15 protein-coding genes are annotated in these 15,103 nt (G+C 68.3%); 7 read left to right on the forward strand and 8 right to left on the reverse strand.

The window, feature by feature from the left end; all coding sequences use genetic code 11:
- Positions 1-5 precede the first annotated feature (5 nt).
- From Q9246_RS21655 to Q9246_RS21670, 4 genes are read right to left on the reverse strand one after another with little or no spacing between them, the layout of a single operon-like run.
- The gene (locus Q9246_RS21655) at positions 6-2,045 is read right to left on the reverse strand and encodes an ATPase, T2SS/T4P/T4SS family (RefSeq protein ID WP_306392955.1); all 2,040 of its coding nucleotides are present in this window, start codon (positions 2,043-2,045) and stop codon (positions 6-8) included.
- A complete protein-coding gene (locus Q9246_RS21660) occupies positions 2,042-3,574 on the reverse strand; it encodes an HD domain-containing phosphohydrolase (protein WP_306392956.1) in 1,533 nt (510 codons plus the stop codon). Before Q9246_RS21660 ends, Q9246_RS21655 begins: the two co-directional genes overlap by 4 nt.
- Positions 3,564-3,980: a response regulator transcription factor gene (locus tag Q9246_RS21665; protein ID WP_306392957.1), complete on the reverse strand. Its 417-nt coding sequence runs from the start codon at positions 3,978-3,980 to the stop codon at positions 3,564-3,566. The genes Q9246_RS21660 and Q9246_RS21665 overlap by 11 nt, the downstream gene beginning before the upstream one ends.
- Positions 3,977-5,794 (reverse strand): sensor histidine kinase, encoded by a 1,818-nt coding sequence (locus Q9246_RS21670; RefSeq protein WP_306392958.1) that lies wholly within the window; start codon positions 5,792-5,794, stop codon positions 3,977-3,979. The genes Q9246_RS21665 and Q9246_RS21670 overlap by 4 nt, the downstream gene beginning before the upstream one ends.
- A 268-nt stretch (positions 5,795-6,062) precedes the next feature.
- On the opposite strand from Q9246_RS21670, the gene Q9246_RS21675 reads away from it, so the two are divergent.
- On the forward strand, positions 6,063-6,206 hold the full coding sequence (locus tag Q9246_RS21675) for a hypothetical protein (protein ID WP_306392959.1): 144 nt from the start codon (positions 6,063-6,065) through the stop codon (positions 6,204-6,206).
- Positions 6,207-6,295: 89 nt separating this feature from the next.
- Here the strand turns inward: Q9246_RS21675 and Q9246_RS21680 are convergent, their stop codons facing one another.
- Positions 6,296-7,480: a DUF2325 domain-containing protein gene (locus Q9246_RS21680; RefSeq protein WP_306392961.1), complete on the reverse strand. Its 1,185-nt coding sequence runs from the start codon at positions 7,478-7,480 to the stop codon at positions 6,296-6,298.
- A gap of 663 nt (positions 7,481-8,143) precedes the next feature.
- Between Q9246_RS21680 and Q9246_RS21685 the strand changes: the two genes are divergently transcribed.
- Together Q9246_RS21685 and Q9246_RS21690 are read left to right on the forward strand one after the other, a co-directional pair.
- On the forward strand, positions 8,144-8,737 hold the full coding sequence (locus Q9246_RS21685; protein WP_306392962.1) for a hypothetical protein: 594 nt from the start codon (positions 8,144-8,146) through the stop codon (positions 8,735-8,737).
- A 107-nt stretch (positions 8,738-8,844) separates the two neighbouring features.
- The gene (locus Q9246_RS21690; protein WP_306392963.1) at positions 8,845-10,221 is read left to right on the forward strand and encodes an ATP-binding protein; all 1,377 of its coding nucleotides are present in this window, start codon (positions 8,845-8,847) and stop codon (positions 10,219-10,221) included.
- Here Q9246_RS21690 and Q9246_RS21695 read toward each other — a convergent pair.
- Genes Q9246_RS21695 through Q9246_RS21705 form a run of 3 tightly spaced genes read right to left on the reverse strand, consistent with a single transcriptional unit; the run spans position 10,208 to position 12,218 of the window.
- On the reverse strand, positions 10,208-10,759 hold the full coding sequence (locus Q9246_RS21695; protein ID WP_306392964.1) for a cysteine hydrolase family protein: 552 nt from the start codon (positions 10,757-10,759) through the stop codon (positions 10,208-10,210). The genes Q9246_RS21690 and Q9246_RS21695 overlap by 14 nt on opposite strands.
- A complete protein-coding gene (locus Q9246_RS21700; protein ID WP_306392965.1) occupies positions 10,756-11,436 on the reverse strand; it encodes a cysteine hydrolase family protein in 681 nt (226 codons plus the stop codon). Before Q9246_RS21700 ends, Q9246_RS21695 begins: the two co-directional genes overlap by 4 nt.
- 29 nt (positions 11,437-11,465) lie before the next feature.
- Positions 11,466-12,218 carry a hypothetical protein gene (locus Q9246_RS21705; protein ID WP_306392966.1) on the reverse strand — a complete coding sequence of 251 codons (753 nt, stop codon included), beginning with the start codon at positions 12,216-12,218 and terminating at the stop codon, positions 11,466-11,468.
- 268 nt (positions 12,219-12,486) lie between these two features.
- On the opposite strand from Q9246_RS21705, the gene Q9246_RS21710 reads away from it, so the two are divergent.
- The 4 genes from Q9246_RS21710 to Q9246_RS21725 all read left to right on the forward strand — a co-directional run bounded on the left by Q9246_RS21710 (position 12,487) and on the right by Q9246_RS21725 (position 15,097).
- Complete coding sequence (locus tag Q9246_RS21710) at positions 12,487-13,191, forward strand: SDR family oxidoreductase (RefSeq protein WP_306392967.1); 705 nt, start codon at positions 12,487-12,489, stop codon at positions 13,189-13,191.
- A 102-nt stretch (positions 13,192-13,293) separates the two neighbouring features.
- Positions 13,294-13,452, forward strand: a complete 159-nt coding sequence (locus Q9246_RS21715; protein ID WP_306392968.1) for a hypothetical protein — start codon at positions 13,294-13,296, stop codon at positions 13,450-13,452.
- A gap of 122 nt (positions 13,453-13,574) precedes the next feature.
- Positions 13,575-14,114 (forward strand): 2Fe-2S iron-sulfur cluster-binding protein, encoded by a 540-nt coding sequence (locus tag Q9246_RS21720; protein ID WP_306392969.1) that lies wholly within the window; start codon positions 13,575-13,577, stop codon positions 14,112-14,114.
- Entirely contained in the window at positions 14,111-15,097 is a 987-nt protein-coding gene (locus Q9246_RS21725) for an FAD binding domain-containing protein (protein WP_306392970.1), read from the forward strand. Before Q9246_RS21720 ends, Q9246_RS21725 begins: the two co-directional genes overlap by 4 nt.
- Positions 15,098-15,103 lie beyond the last annotated feature (6 nt).

Here is a 15,103-nt window from a genome sequence, read left to right on the forward strand (position 1 = left end):
GGCGCTTAGAGAGAATGCACGACGCGGGCGATTTCCTCGGGCGTGGTGTGGCCGTCGAAGGCGCGCGCCATGCCGTCGGCGTACAGGTCGCGGTGGCCGCTGCCCGCGACGTGCGCGGCCAGCTGGTCCTTGCTGGCGTTGGCCACGATCATGCGTTGCAGCTCGGGGCCGACTTCGAGCAATTCATAAATGCCCATGCGGCCCTTGTAGCCCGAGTCGTAGCACGCCGGGCAGCCGCGTCCGCGCATCAGGCGCAGGTCGCCCTGGCCATGCCAGCGGTAGGCGGCGGTTGCCTCGGGCGTGGCGAGGTAGCTGGTGCGGCAGCCCTGGCACACGCGCCGCACCAGGCGCTGCGCCATCACGCCGATCAGGGCCGACGACAGCAGGTAGGGCTCGACGCCCATCTCCACCAGGCGCGACACCGCGCCCAGCGTGTCGTTGGTGTGCAGCGTGGTCAGCACCAGGTGGCCGGTCAGCGCGGCCTGCACCGCGATCTCGGCGGTCTGGCGGTCGCGCACCTCGCCGATCATGATGATGTCCGGGTCCTGGCGCAGCACGTGCTTGAGGATCTTGGGGAAGGTCAGCCCGATCGCATCGTTGACCTGGTTCTGGTTGATGATGTCGAGCTGGTACTCGACCGGATCCTCGATCGTGACGATATTCTTTTCGATGCTCTTGAGGTGGCTGATCGCCGCGTACAGGCTGGTGGTCTTGCCGCTGCCGGTCGGGCCGGTGACCAGGATCAGGCCGTGGCTGCGGCCGAGCAGGCGCTTGAAGGCGCTGGCCGCGCTGACCTGCATGCCGAGCTTGTCGACGTCGAGGATCGACTGGTTCTTGTCCAGCACCCGCAGCACCACTTTTTCGCCATAGATGCCGGGCAGCGAAGAAAAGCGCAGGTCGACCGTGCGGCCCTGGGTGGCGACCTGGATCCGGCCATCCTGCGGCAGGCGCCGTTCGGCGATGTCGAGGTTGGCCATCACCTTCAGGCGCGACACGATGGCCGGGTGCTGGTCGACCTTGGGCGACATGACTTCGTACAGCACGCCATCGATGCGCAGGCGGATGCGGGCGCGGTTGCGCGAGATTTCGATATGGATGTCGCTGGCGCCGTCGCGGATCGCGCGCTGGATGACGGCGTTGACCATATTGATCACCGGGCTGGCGCCGGCCATCTCGTCGATCTGGGTGTAGTCGTCGGGGATGGTCGACTCGATCAGTTCGAGGTCGCTTGCTTCGGTATGGATGAAGTCGGGCAGGGCGCCGCCATAGGCCTCGTCGGCCAGGCGCCGGATGTCGGCCGGCGGCGCCACCACGATGCGGATCCGGTTGCCGGTGCGGGCGCGCAGCTCGTCGATGGCGTGGATGGCCTGCGGTTCGGCGCTGGCCAATGTGAGCGTGTCGCCGACCCGGAACAAGGGCAGCACATTCAGGCGCCGCGCGACGTCGCGTTCGATCAGGGCCAGCGCGCCCGGGTCGTACAGGCCGGTGCGCAGGTTCACGTAGGGCAGCGACAGCTGGTCGGCCAGCGCCTGGTACAGGGCGGCTTCGGTAATCCATTTGCGCTCGACCATGATCAGGCCCATGCGCTTGCCGGTCTGGTCCTGCAGGCGCGCCGCCTCGGCCACCTGCTCGGCGCTGGCCGCGCCGCGCTCGACCAGGATGTCGCCCAGCTTGCTGCCCGGCTCGCGCGCGCGGCGCAGCGTGGCCGGCCGCGCGTCGAACAGCGGCAACTGATCGAGCAGGCCCGTGGCGGCCAGGATCTCTTGCAGCAGCGGATTCGGATAGGCCAGCTTGAGCCAGCCGCCCAGGGCGGCCAGGCGTTCGCCCATATCGGCCATCATGCCCAGCGCATGGCCCGACAGGAGCGTGACCTTGCCCAGGTCGACCACGATCGACACCTGGTGCTGGGCCACGCATTCATTGAGCGCGGCCTGCAGGGTCTGGACCGCGTCGTCCGCCACCAGCGCCGTCAGCGGCGCCAGGTAGGTCATCGCGCCGATGCGGCTCTTCGTGATCCGGTCGGCGGATGCGGCATCGATGCTCATGCGGCGCAGGCTGCCGGTGCGCTGCTCTGTTCGCGGGCAATGCCGAAGGCTGCGATCCATCCTGGCTCGGCGCGGCACACCTGTTCGAACGTGGCGACGACGCCGGGGTCGAGTTGGGTGCCGGCGCACCGCGCGATCTCGGCCATCGCCACTTCGTGGCTGCGGCCGGCGCGATAGGCGCGCGAGCTGGTGATCGAATCGTAGGTGTCGGCCACCGCGATGATGCGCGCGTTGTACGGGATGTCGTTGCCGGCCAGGCCATGCGGATAGCCGGTGCCGTCGTATTTTTCCTGGTGATGGCGCGCGCCGGGCACCGCCCCCTTGAGGCGATCGATATGGCGCAGGATTTCATAGCTGCGCTCCGGGTGCACCATGATGAAGGTGAACTCGTCGCGGGTCAGGCGGCCTGGCTTGCACAGCACGGCGTCCGGGATGCCGATCTTGCCCACGTCGTGCAGGAGCGAACCCCAGAACAGGTTGTCCAGTTCGCGCGCCGGCAGGCGCAGCGCGCGGCCGATCTCCATCGCGATGTGGTGCACCCGTTCGCTGTGGCCGCGCGTGTACGGGTCCTTGGCCTCGACCGCCTCGATCAGCGCGGCCGCCATCTGCTGGTTGAATTTGCTGGTCTCGGCCAGCATGCTGTGCATGCGCGATAAACTGGACAAGTGATTGGCCAGCACTTCGCCCAGCTTGCGGTCGCTGTTGCTGAAGTCGTCCTTGTGGGCGTGGTTGAGCAGCACCAGGATCGCCACCACCGATTTATCCTGGAACACCGGGCAGCACAGGATCTTGAACGGCATGTCGGTAAAGATGTAGGCGCGGCGCGGGTCGCCTGCGTCGTTCATCACGATCGGCTGGCGCGAGGAATGCGCGAAGCGATACAGGTCGCCGCGCATCTCCACCAGCACCAGGTCGAGGTTATGGATCGGCTGCGACAGGTTGGTGGCCGACACGCACAGGTTGTCGCCCGGCTTGATGAAGGCTGCCACGTCGGCGTCCATATGCTCGGCCCAGCTCTCGAGCAGGCTGCCGAAGATATCTTCGCCGCTGGTCATGTCCTGCACCTGGCGGTCGATTGCATACACCAGGTGCAGCTCTTCATAGCGGTCCGACAGTTCGTCGGCCATGGCATCGAGTTCGCCCTGCACGCCGCACTCTTCGCCGATGGCAGCGGCCACGTCTTCGAGCGCCTCGGCCAGCGCGTCCCATGCGAACGGCGCGCCGTCGGCGCCGGCGGCACTGCGCACCGCCAGGTGGCCGATCAGCTGGCCCTTGGCCTTGATCTGCAGGTAGAGCAGGGTGGCGTCGCCGCTGTCGTGGCGCTGCATGCCGTCGCCGCTGCACGGCCAGGCGAAGCCGCCGGCGTTCAGGTGCGCCAGCCAGTCGGCCAGGCCGTCGTGGCCGGGCGCGCTCCAGCATGGCGCGCCGCCGGCGTCGCACACGGCCAGCGCGTGCTCGCTGCCGGTGCTGCGCTGCAGCCAGCGCGCGTGGCGGGTGAAATCAAGGGCGGGCAACAGCTTATGCGGCATGGACGGGCTCCGGCGGATGGCCTGGCGTGGACGCCAGGGCGGCGAAATGGCGGGACAGGCGCGCCACCAGCTGACGCGGGCTGAGGGGTTTTTCGAGGAATTCGGTGTTCGCCAGTTCGCGTGCCCAGGCGCGCTCGTCGAGCGCCGTCATCGACGTCATGACCAGGATCAGGAACGGGTGGTCGGGATAGGTAGCGCGCGCCAGTGGGCACAGGGTGCGGCCGTCCATGCCGTCCATCTGGATGTCGCTGATCAGGACATCGGGCAGCTGCTCGGCCATGCTGGCCAGCGCCGCATGGCCGTCGCCTGCGGTGGCGACCACATAGCCTTCGCGCTCGAGCGCCAGGCGCAGCACGCGCAGCACATGCGGCTCGTCGTCGACCAGCAGGATGCGGCGCGCGCTCACAGCACGGCGGCGCCGGCGGGAGCCGACACAATCTTGAGGTGGATCGAGAAGGTGCTGCCGATGCCCGGTTCGCTGTCGAGCACCATGCGGCCGTGGTGCAGCTCGACGATCTGGGCCGCCAGGTACAGCCCCAGGCCGTGGCCGCCGCGCTTGACCGGTGCGTCGCTCTCGCTGACGCGGTAGAACTTGTCGAAGATGCGGCCCTGGTCGGCCGCTGCGATGCCGATGCCGGTGTCGCGTACGCTGATCACGATTTCATTGTCCTCATTGCGGGCGGCCAGTGTCACGCTGCCGCCTGGTCGGTTGTATTTGATGGCATTGGTGAGCAGGTTGTTGAGCGCAATGCGGAACAGGTCCTTGTCGATGGCCACCGCCTCGAGTTCGCGCGGCAGGTCGAGCAGCACGCGCAACTGCTTGCCCTCGGCGCGCGGCAGGGCCTGGTCGTAGGCGTCGCGCAGCAGGTCGTCCAGGCGGACCCGGTTGCGCTCGGGGCTCATGCTGCCGGTTTCCAGCTTGCTGACGTTGAGCAGGTTGCCGACCAGCGCGTTCATGCGCTCGATCTCGTCCTGGATCACATTGAGCGACTCCACGCGCAGGCTCTCTTCGTCACTGTCGGCCAGCATCTCGGCATACATGCCGATGACGTTCAGCGGCGACTTGAGTTCGTGCGAGACATGGGCGACGAAGTCGTTGCCGGCCTGGCGCGCCAGGTGCTCGCGGGTGACGTCGCGCAGCACCACCAGGGTGCCGAAGGACATCGTGCCATGGCCGCCGCTGAGCGGCTGCGCGCTGGCATGCAGCTGGCGGCCCTCGACGTTGATGGGTGCGAACGCGACGGCATGCGAGCGCGCGGTATCGCGCACGTCGCCGCCGTAGCGGCCCAGCAGGCCGCGCAGAGCCAGGTCGCAGCACCAGCTGTCGACCGGCTGGCCGACGATGCGGTCCATCGGAATGCCGAGCAGGGGTTCGATCTTGCCGGACGCGAAAGTGACGTCGCCGGCCGGGTCGAGCATCAGGAGGCCGTCGGGCAGCGACTGCAGCGCGGCGTTGAGTTTCTTGCTGCCGTACTGGAGCAGGCGGTTGTCGGCAGTGGTGTTCAGGGCGCCCTGTTCGAGCTGGGCGATGCGCGCGCCGGCCTGCGACAGGTAGGTCTGCATATTGGCGATCAGTTCGCGCATGTCGCCGCTGTCGCCATCGTCGCGCCGGGTCGGCGCGGCCAGCGTGCGCAGCTGCGTCGACAGCGCCGCCAGCGGCCGCATCTCGCGCTTGATGACCAGGTAGACCACCGGCACCACCAGGAACATGGCCAGCGCCAGCACCGCGAGGAACGACACGTCCTGGGCCAGCACCGTGTAGCCTGGCTGGTTGAAGCCGACCCGCACGAACAGCGTGCCCATGCTGCGGTCGGCCAGTGGGCCGTAGAATTCGCGCAGCGCTCCGGCGCCCTGGCTTGCCGCCAGGGTGCGCTCACCGAAACCATTGGCGGCGCTTGCCGGCAAGGGGACGGCCGGGGTCATGCTGCCGCGGCCCGCGACTTCGGCCAGGGTGCGTCCGCTGGCGTCGCCGATCGTGGCATAGGCGAAATCGCCGTTATCGTGATAGGCCAGCAGCGCGGCCAGCAGGCCGCCGCTCTTGCCATCGTCGGCCAGGAGCGTCATCGGGACGGTGCTGAGCGATTTGACCAGGCCCACACCCTTGATCCTGACTTGGGCCGCCTGGCTGTCCTGCTGGCGCACCACCAGCAGGGCCACGACCAGCGTGATGGCGGCCAGCGCGCAGGCGATCAGGATGATACCGATGCGGTTGAGTTTCATAGGGCCTGTTTTCTTGAAATGCGAATTGTCACATTTGAGACAAGAGGCCACTATATGCGCAGAGTTTCCTAATGGCAAATACAATTCCAATCGTGCGCGGGCATATTTTCTGGTCTGTTGTATTCAGCCAGCAGGGTTGCGCACGCTTCTCTTGAAAAGTGGAATTGTCGGCAATATTGACGATCTTGCATGAGATGGCAGCATGGTGGGGTGCCGATGTGCCAAGTGTCGATGTGCGCGTGGTGATCCGGGGCGACGGGATGGACTGGTGCAGTACGGCGTCTCGCGCGGCGCACCTGCGCGCTGCGCGATTGATGATTGGGTGGAGCGGGGGCACGACCTGCCCAAGGTGCTGTTGCCGTACAAGGCGGGGATGGTGAACGCGCTGATCTCGTTTCGCCTGGAAGGGTAGACGTCATTCGAGGACAACCTGGCGCCGGGAGCGCGGCGCAGCTGGACCGCCTGGTGGCGATCCGCGCGCCGGCTGCCTGAAGATGCGCGCTAGCCTGGCTGGGTTTCCTCGGTGGCGGCTTCCTGCAGGCCGCGCACCAGGCTCGAGACGCTCGGATTGTCGACGAAGACGCAGCGCTTGCCGTGGCGCTTGCAATGGTCTTTCACGCGCCAGTAGGCGCTGTGGCTGATGCAGCCGGTCTGGCAGATCACCAGGTCGGCCGCGGCCAGGCTGGCGTCGAGCTGGCTGCTGCTGTCTTCCAGGCCGCCGTCGTGGTGGGCGAACTGGGCGCCGACCCGTTCGATCATATTGCGGTAGATCGGCACGCTGCTGCTGCGGCCACCGACGCACAGCACGCTGCGGTTCTCCAGGCGCACCGGCATGGCGACCGGCACGGCCTCGATCGGTTCTGGCGCCGCGTCGGCTTCCTGCACCGGCGCCGGCGCACGCGCCGCCTTCAGCTCGGCCAGCTGCGCGCGCAGCGCTTGTTCGCGCGCCTCCATCTGCGCCACGCGCTCGGCCAGGCGCTCGCGGGTGTCGAGTTCGGGAATGCTGGCCTGGAGCCGCGCCAGTTCCGCGCGCAGGGCCTGGACGTCGCCATCGCGGGCGATGGTCGCCGCGCGCGCCGCCATCAGCTGGCTGTCATGGCGTTCGCTCTCGAGCGCCTTTTCCTGCCCCAGCAGATTGCAGCGCTCCTGCAGCCGCGCCACTTCGCGCTCGAGGCGCGCATTGTCGGCGACGACCGCATTGAACTTGTTGATATCGGCGCGCGCGCAGGCGCCGGCCTGATGCTGCACCATATGGATATCGCGGCACATCTTCTCTTCGAGCGCCGTGGTACAGCGTGGATGCGACAACCCCGCCCAGAACGCCCCCGCGACATCGCCCGCCGCGACGGCTGCTTCCCACATGGCCTCGACCTGCTCGGTGGTCTTGGCCGCGCGGAAGCGCTGGACATGCTGCGCATAGCGCCGCTCGAGTTCCTTCTGCACCGCATCCGCGACTGGCGTCCTGAGCGCACACTCGCTGACGGTGCCAACATGGATATCGTAATCATCATGCAGCACCTTCCCACCGGTGACCTTCTCCACCAGCTTGCGCAAGCCACCCAGCGGCAAGCCCACCCCGACCAGCGGGCAATGGCAGGCATGGGACAGCTCCCAGACGCGCCGCCGCCGCGAGCCCTGCGGGCCTTCAGCGGGGCAGGGGACGTTCGAAGCGTGTTTTTCGCACATATCGTTCCTCTCGACGCAAGGTGTTGGCAGACCGAAGGCGCCGCCCCCCGATCGGATGATAATGATTCTCATTCAGTATTCTATATCAGCCACCACGCCACGCAAGCGAAATCTTCACCCGTGCACCTCCACCACCCACGACAACACTAGGGTCAGAGTAGATTTATTGAGCAATTCCTCAGAATTGCTTTTAATTCTACTCTGACCCTATTTAATCATTACAAAGGAAAATTGCCCATAGCGAGGACTCTGTCCCTGTTTGTCCGGGTTTGCTGAGAAATTGCTCAATAATTCTACTCTGACCCTAATTGTTTAGTGTTTCTTAAATTTCGAGGAAGTATAAACTCGGGACAGAGAACTTGCACCAAAACAGCACTTCTACTCTATGGTAGAAGAATGTTATTACTGCAGCAGTTCAGGCCGAAAAATAAATAGGGTCAGAGTAGAATTATTGAGCAATTTATTTAATAACCAGCTCATCGGAATCGATCTGGATCGGTATTGCCCATAAGATATTGGTAAATAATTTTACTCTGACCCTCATTATCGGGATTACTGAGAAATTGCTCAATAATTCTACTCTGAGGTGGCCCGGGTTAGGGCCGGGGCGCGTGCGCGCCGGCGCGCGAAGGGCTGGCGCTGGCGGCGCGCGATGGCGCGCCCGTGTCCCTGGCCTGGGCGCTGGCCATGGGCGCCTTGCCGGTGGCGCTGTGGCGCGGCGACGACGCCTGGGCGCGCGAGCTGGCCTGCCAGCTGGAAGAGCATGCCGAGCGCCACGCGCTGGCCTACTGGAACGAATGGTCCCTGCTGTACCGCCAGGTGCTGGCGGCGCGCGCGAGCCGGGTCGACGTGCCGTACAGCGCGGCGTGGCGCGCCGACGCGGTCCAGGGCGACCACCTGGCGACCTGGCTGGCATCCCTGGCGGGCGAAGCGGCCGGCCAGCGCTGCGCCCAGGGCCAGGTCGCCTGGTGCGCCGCCGAGGTCTGGCGCGCCAGCGGCGAACGGCTGTTGCTGGGGCAGGGCGGCGAGGCCGCGGCCGAGGCGCTGTTCCTGCGCGCGCTCGGCATCGCGCGCCGCCAGGGCGCGCTGGCCTGGGAGCTGCGCTGCGCCACCAGCCTGGCGCGCCTGTGGCGCGAACGCGGCGACAGCGATGGCTGCCGGCGTGCGACGGCGCTGCTGGAACCACTGGTGCTGGCCCTGGGCGACGGCCACGACGGCGCCGACCGCCGCGCCGCCCTGCGCCTGTTGCAGGATTGACGCGCGCCCGCATCGTGGCGGCGCGGCATCGATTTCACACTTTTTCACATCGTCTGCTTGATCCAGGTCATATGATGGAAATCATACGCTTGACAAGGAGACATCTGATGCCGATGGGGGATAGCGAGCTCTTGTTTGGACCCTTCGCGCTGTCGCTGGCGCGGCGCGAGCTGCGCCTTGGCGGCTTGCCGGTGGCGCTCGGGGCGCGCGCCTTCGATCTGCTGGCGCTGCTGGCCGGGCGCGCCGGCGAGGTGGTGGGCAAGCGCGAGATCGCGGACCGCCTGTGGCCCGGCTGCGACCTGGAACGCAGCCGCTTGCGGGCCCACGTCGCCAGCCTGCGCCGCGCGCTGCGCGAGGGCGAGGACGGCAGCCGCTACATCGTCAATGTGCTGGGGCGCGGCTATGTATTCGTGGCGCCGGTGCGGCGCGGCAGTCCCGGCGCCGGCCTGCTGCCGCCCGCTCCCGAACCGCTGGTCGGGCGCGACGGGGCGCTGGCCGCCCTGGCCGCCCTGGTGCGCGAGCGGCGGCTGGTCTCGATCGTCGGCGCCGGGGGGCTGGGCAAGAGCGCACTGGCGCTGGCGGCGGCGCGGCGCGCCGCGCCGTGCTTCGCCGACGGCGTGGCCTACCTCGACCTGGCGCCGCTGGACGACGGCGCGCAGCTGGCCGAGGCGCTGGCCGAGGCTGTGGGCCTGCCGGCCGGCGCCGCCTGGCCCGGCCTGTGCGCCGCGCTGGCCGGGCGGCGCCTGCTGCTGGTGCTGGACAATTGCGGCCACCTGGCCGAACCGGCGGCGCTGCTGGCCGAGGCGTTGCTCGAGGCTGCGCCGCAGCTGCACCTGCTGGCAACCAGCCGCGAAGCGTTGTGCCTGCGCGCCGAATGGGTGCACCGGCTGGCGCCGCTCGAACTGCCGGGGCCGGCGCTCGACCTGTTCGCGCTGCGCCTGGGCGGCGCGGCGCGGCTCGACCCGGCCGGACTGTCCCGCGCGGCGCGGCTGTGCCGCCAGCTGGAGGGCAATCCGCTGCTGATCGGGCTGGCCGCGGCGCGCGCCCGCGAGGTCGGCATCGCGGCCCTGGCGGATGGCGTCGATGCGCTGTTCGACCAGGCCGACGGCGGCGCGGCGGACTGCGGACGGCATCGTTCGCCGGCCGCGCTGCTCGACTGGAGTTGCCGCCTGCTGGCGCCGCGCGAACGCGCGGTGCTGTACCGGCTGGCGGCGTTTCGCCAGGCCTTCACCCTCGACCAGGCGATCCTGGCCTGCGCCTGCGCGCGCATCGATGCGGGCGCCGTGGTCGAGTCCATCCTGGCGCTCGGCGCGCGCTCGCTGGTGGAGGTAGTGGACGTGGAAGCCGGCGGCGACGGCGCCCGTTACCGCCTGTCGAACGCCACCCGCTGCTATGCGCGGCGGCGCCTCGGGTACGAAGACCAGGCGCCGGCACCGGCCCGGCGCGCCGCCGCCGGGCCGGCCGTGGCCGTCATGCTGCCGTGATCTCGTCAGTGGAGCGCATGCTGGCGTAGGCGAAGCCGAGCGCCGCCATGAAGGCGGCGTGGGCATGCGCGGCCGGCACCTTGACCCCATCGAATTCCAGGTCGCGCGAAGCGCAGGCGTCGTGCACCACGGTCACCTTGAAGCCGAAGTCGTTGGATGCGCGGGTGCAGGCGTCCACGCACATATGGCTCATGGCGCCACAGATGACGACTTCCTCGACGTCGCGCCCGCGCAGGATCTCCAGCAGCGGGGTGTCGCGGAACGAGTTGATGTGGTGCTTGAGCAGCACCGGCTCGCCATCGAGCGGCGCCGCCGACACGTGGATCGCGGCGCCCTCGGAGCCGGGGGCGAAGAACGGCGCGCTGGCCGCGTCGGGAAATTCGTGGCGGATGTGGACCACCGGCGTGTCGCGCGCGCGGTAGTGGCGCAGCAGGCGGCCGACGTTGGCGGCGGCGGCGTCCATATTGGCCAGCTCCCAGCGGCCGTCGGGAAAATAATCGTTCTGGACGTCGATGACGATCAGTGCTTGCTTGCTCATGATGGCTCCTCGTTGTTGTGAAGGTGATGGTGGTGGTGAGTGGTGTCGAGCGCGATGGCCGAGAATTGTTCCAGCAGGTGTTCGGTCGCGACCAGCTGGTGGGCATAGCTGGAGGCGTTGATGTCGTGGGCGGCGCGCAGCGCGGCGTTGCTGAAGGCGGCGGTGGCGTCCGCAACCAGGGTGACGTGGTAGCCCAGTTCGGAGGCGGCGCGTCCGGTGCCCTCGATGCAGGTGTTGGCCACCAGGCCCACCAGTACCACGTGGGTGATGCCGCGCTGGCGCAGTTGCAGGTCGAGGTCGGTGTTGGCGAAGCCGCTGCTGGCCCAGTGTTCCTTGACCACCAGCTCGCCCGGCAGCGGCCCGATGTCGGGATGCCATTCGCCGCCCCATTCGCCGCGCTGGAACACCAGCGCGCGGGCGCTGCCGGTCTGGTACGGTGTGGCGAAGCGCCAGGCATCGAGGTTGCCCGGCGCGTAGCGGTGGTGCGGCACCGTCACCACCGGGACGCCGGCGCCGCGCGCGCCCCTGAGCACGGCGCGCAGGTTGGCGTGCAGCCGCGCCGCGTTGCGGGTGGCGGCGATGCGGGGCCACAGCTTGCCGCCCTCGGACAAAAAGTCGTTATACGGGTCGACCAGCAGCAATGCCGTGTGGCCGCGCGCCAGTTCGCTGTCGATCATGCTTGCCTCCCGAGGGCCGGATGGCCCGACTATTGGTTGACCTTGCCCGGCAGGCTCAGTTTCCCTGACGCGACCTTGAACACGTCCGCCACGCACAGCAGCGGGCTGTGGACGCTCGCATTGACCCGCAGCGCCGCCGTGACGCCGTCGAAGCTGGCCGCCTCGACCACGCCGATATCGTCGAACGGGACCTTGACCTCGAGCGACTCGGCCTTGAAGACCGGGCTCCAGCCGGGGCTGTCGAGCAGGATCGGAAAACCGGGCCAGGTCTTGGGCAGGCGCGGCTTGGCGCCCTCGGGAATATCGACCACCTTCAGCGCATCCTTGCCGCAGGCATCGTCCCTGGTCAGCACCACCCAGTGCGAGTGCCACAGGTTGCCGTCGTTGCCGACGTCGCCGTCGCCGTTCTCGTCGTACAGCGGGGTGTCGTCGAAGTCGGGGTGCGAGGTGACGGCGAAGGCCAGGATGCCGGCCTTGCTCTCGAACCCGACCACATAGGGATCGATGGTGGTCGGCCACACGTAGGAAAACACCGCACTGCCGCCCAGCTTGCCTGTCTTGGTCGGATAGGTCTTGCCGGCCTTGCCCGACACCGCCACGTGGAAGGTGGCGATATTGCCCTGGGTGGTGATCTTGGTGTGGACGATGTCGTACTCGGCCTTGACCCCCTTGGCGGCGGCGCTCTGGATGCCGCCGGTGTGCGGCTTGCCGCCCTGGTGGGCGGCGGCCGTGCAGGTGGCGAGGGCGAGGGCGGCGGCGAGGATGGTGCGGATGGCGGTCATGGAGGCTCCTGTCGGGTCTGGCGTGGTCGATGGTGTGTTGCAGTAACTGTCTTCGAGCTTAGTCGCGCCGTGCCATGCCGGTTGTAAAGACCTGTGATGAGATGTGCCGGACGGGCACGGCCGCCACCTATGGGAGAGATGCGGCGCTTGCGCCGGATCGACTGGACGCCGTTTCACAAGGATTTACTGGGGCGGCGCGCGGTCGCCACTTAGTATCGAGGCATCGTCCGGGCCGTGGTGCGCCCGGCGCACAATCACAGGAGCCAGCATGAAAGTCAGGGATTCGGTCGTACTCGTTACCGGCGCCAACCGCGGACTCGGCCGCGCCTGGGCCCGCCTATTGCTCGAAGCCGGCGCGCGCAAGGTGTATGCCGCCGCGCGCGATCCGCGCACCATCGACCTGCCTGATGTGATCCCGATCGAACTCGACATCACCCGCGGGCAGCAGGTGCGGCATGCGGCCGCCGAATGCGGCGACGTGACCCTGCTGGTGAACAATGCCGGCATCGTGCGCGGCGGCGGCCTGCTCGACGACGAAACGCCCGAGCGTGCCCGGCAAGAGCTCGACACCAACCTGTTCGGGACCCTGTCGATGTGCCGCGCCTTCGCGCCCATCCTGGCCGCCAACGGCGGTGGCGCCATCGTCAATGTGTTGTCGGTGCTGAGCTGGATCAGCATTCCGGGCGGCGCCACCTACAGCATCTCGAAGGCTGCGACCTGGTCGATGACAAATGGCGTGCGTATCGCGCTCAAGCCGCAGGGCACGCAGGTGGTGGGCCTGCACGTGGCCTTCATGGACACCGACATGACGGCCGGAATCGATGCGCCGAAGGCGGCGCCGCTGGACGTCGTGGCCCAGGCCATCGCCGCCCTCGAGGCCGGGCAGGACGAAGTGCTGGCCGACGCCATGACGCGCGAGGTCAAGCGCGGACTGTCGCTCGAGCGCGGCGTCTACCTCGACGCGGCGGGTTGATCCAGGCGCGGCGCGCAGCAGGCCTGGCGCCACGGCGTCCGGTGGACTAGAGTGAAACGGGGGCGCCGCCGAAGGCGCCCGCGGCTTGCAAGGAGGCAAGACATGATCCCGAACCAGTCAGTCCATGACGAGGAAGCGCTCGACGAAGCGCTGGACGAATCGTTTCCGGCCAGCGATCCGGTCGCCGTCGCCATCACGACCGCGGTCCCCGCTTCCGGCCCTGGCGTGCCGCGGGCGCCGTCGCGCGACATGCCTTCCTGAACCCAAGCGTGCGCCCCCCGTCCACGGCCGACTCTACACTTGGTCGCTCATTAACGGATACCGCGCGGCGACCGCCTTCCTGGTGACTGGCGGCTGGCCGCACATCGACGAGGAGGCTGGCCGTGTCCCCGACCATCACCATCAATGGAAACGCCGTCGCGCTGCCCGCCGACCCGCGCGTTTCGCTGCTCGACCTGCTGCGCGAGCACCTGCACCTGAGCGGCACCAAGAAGGGCTGCGACCAGGGCGCCTGCGGCGCCTGCACCGTGCTGCTCGACGGCGAGCAGCGCATCCTGTCCTGCCTGGCGCTGGCCGTGCAATACCAGGACCGGGCGATCACCACGATCGAAGGCCTGGCCCACGAGGGCGCCCTGCATCCGCTGCAGCAAGCCTTCATCGAGCATGACGGCTTCCAGTGCGGCTACTGCACGCCGGGCCAGATCTGCTCGGCGCTGGGCATGGAAGCCGAACTGCGGCGCGGCGTACCCAGTTATGTGACCGACGACCTGGCCGCCGAGTCGATCGCCTGCAGCGAAGACGAGGTGCGCGAGCGCATGAGCGGCAACCTGTGTCGTTGCGGCGCCTACAACGGCATCGTGGAAGCAGTCACCGAACACCATGTGCAGCTGAACGTCAGGGCCGGCAGGGGAGAGACGGCATGAATCCATTTACGTTCGCACGCGCGCAGGATGCCGCGGACGCCGTGCGCCAGGGCGCGCTGTCCGGCAGCCGCTACCTGGGCGGCGGCACCAACCTGGTCGACCTGATGCGCGAAACCGTGGAGCGGCCCACCCAGCTGGTCGACGTCAGCGGCCTGGCGCACGACATCGAAGAGCGGCCGGACGGCAGCCTGCTGGTGGGCGCCGCCGTCAAGAACACGGCGCTGGCCGAGCACCGCGCCGTGCGCGAGCGTTTTCCGCTGCTGGCGCGCGCCATCGCCTCCGGCGCCTCGGGCCAGATCCGCAATATGGCCACCGTCGCCGGCAATATGCTGCAGCGCACCCGCTGCAGCTATTTCTACGACCACGAAGGCGCCCACTGCAACAAGCGCAATCCGGGCGAGGGCTGCGACGCCATCGAGGGCGTGCACCGCATGCACGCGGTGCTGGGCGCCTCGAGCGCCTGCATCGCCACCCATCCGTCCGATATGTGCGTGGCGCTGGCCGCACTGGATGCCGTGGTACACCTGCAGGGCGCGGGCGGCGCGCGCCAGGTGCCGTTCAATGACTTCCACCTGCTGCCCGAGGACCATCCCGAGCGCGAGACCGTGCTGCAGCCGGGCGAACTGGTGACGGCAATCTGGATTCCGGCGCTGGCCTACGGCGCCAATTCCACCTATCGCAAGGTGCGCGACCGGGCCAGCTATGCCTTCGCGCTGGTGTCGGTGGCGGCCGCGCTCGAGGTGCGCGATGGCATCGTCGCCGACGTACGGCTGGCGCTGGGCGGCGTTGCCCACAAGCCGTGGCGCGCCAGGACGGCCGAGCGCATGCTGGTGGGACAGCCGGCCAGCGCGGCCCATTTCGAAGCGGCGGCAAAGGCCGAGATGGCCGGCGCCGCGCCGCTGCGCGACAACGCGTTCAAGATCCCGCTGGTCCAGCGCACGATGGTGGCCGTGCTCGACCGGCTGGCCACCGTGCATTCCTGAGGAGCG

The organism is Telluria beijingensis, from assembly GCF_030770395.1.
GTDB classification, from domain to species: domain Bacteria; phylum Pseudomonadota; class Gammaproteobacteria; order Burkholderiales; family Burkholderiaceae_D; genus Telluria; species Telluria beijingensis.

Bases quoted from the DNA above. Each gene is read 5' to 3' on its own strand.
- Q9246_RS21655 (WP_306392955.1), bottom strand. From the start codon at position 2,045: ATGAGCATCGATGCCGCATCCGCCGACCGGATCACGAAGAGCCGCATC.
- Q9246_RS21660 (WP_306392956.1), bottom strand. From the start codon at position 3,574: ATGCCGCATAAGCTGTTGCCCGCCCTTGATTTCACCCGCCACGCGCGC.
- Q9246_RS21670 (WP_306392958.1), bottom strand. From the start codon at position 5,794: ATGAAACTCAACCGCATCGGTATCATCCTGATCGCCTGCGCGCTGGCC.
- Q9246_RS21680 (WP_306392961.1), bottom strand. From the start codon at position 7,480: ATGTGCGAAAAACACGCTTCGAACGTCCCCTGCCCCGCTGAAGGCCCG.
- Q9246_RS21690 (WP_306392963.1), top strand. From the start codon at position 8,845: ATGCCGATGGGGGATAGCGAGCTCTTGTTTGGACCCTTCGCGCTGTCG.
- Q9246_RS21695 (WP_306392964.1), bottom strand. From the start codon at position 10,759: ATGAGCAAGCAAGCACTGATCGTCATCGACGTCCAGAACGATTATTTT.
- Q9246_RS21700 (WP_306392965.1), bottom strand. From the start codon at position 11,436: ATGATCGACAGCGAACTGGCGCGCGGCCACACGGCATTGCTGCTGGTC.
- Q9246_RS21705 (WP_306392966.1), bottom strand. From the start codon at position 12,218: ATGACCGCCATCCGCACCATCCTCGCCGCCGCCCTCGCCCTCGCCACC.
- Q9246_RS21710 (WP_306392967.1), top strand. From the start codon at position 12,487: ATGAAAGTCAGGGATTCGGTCGTACTCGTTACCGGCGCCAACCGCGGA.
- Q9246_RS21715 (WP_306392968.1), top strand. From the start codon at position 13,294: ATGATCCCGAACCAGTCAGTCCATGACGAGGAAGCGCTCGACGAAGCG.
- Q9246_RS21725 (WP_306392970.1), top strand. From the start codon at position 14,111: ATGAATCCATTTACGTTCGCACGCGCGCAGGATGCCGCGGACGCCGTG.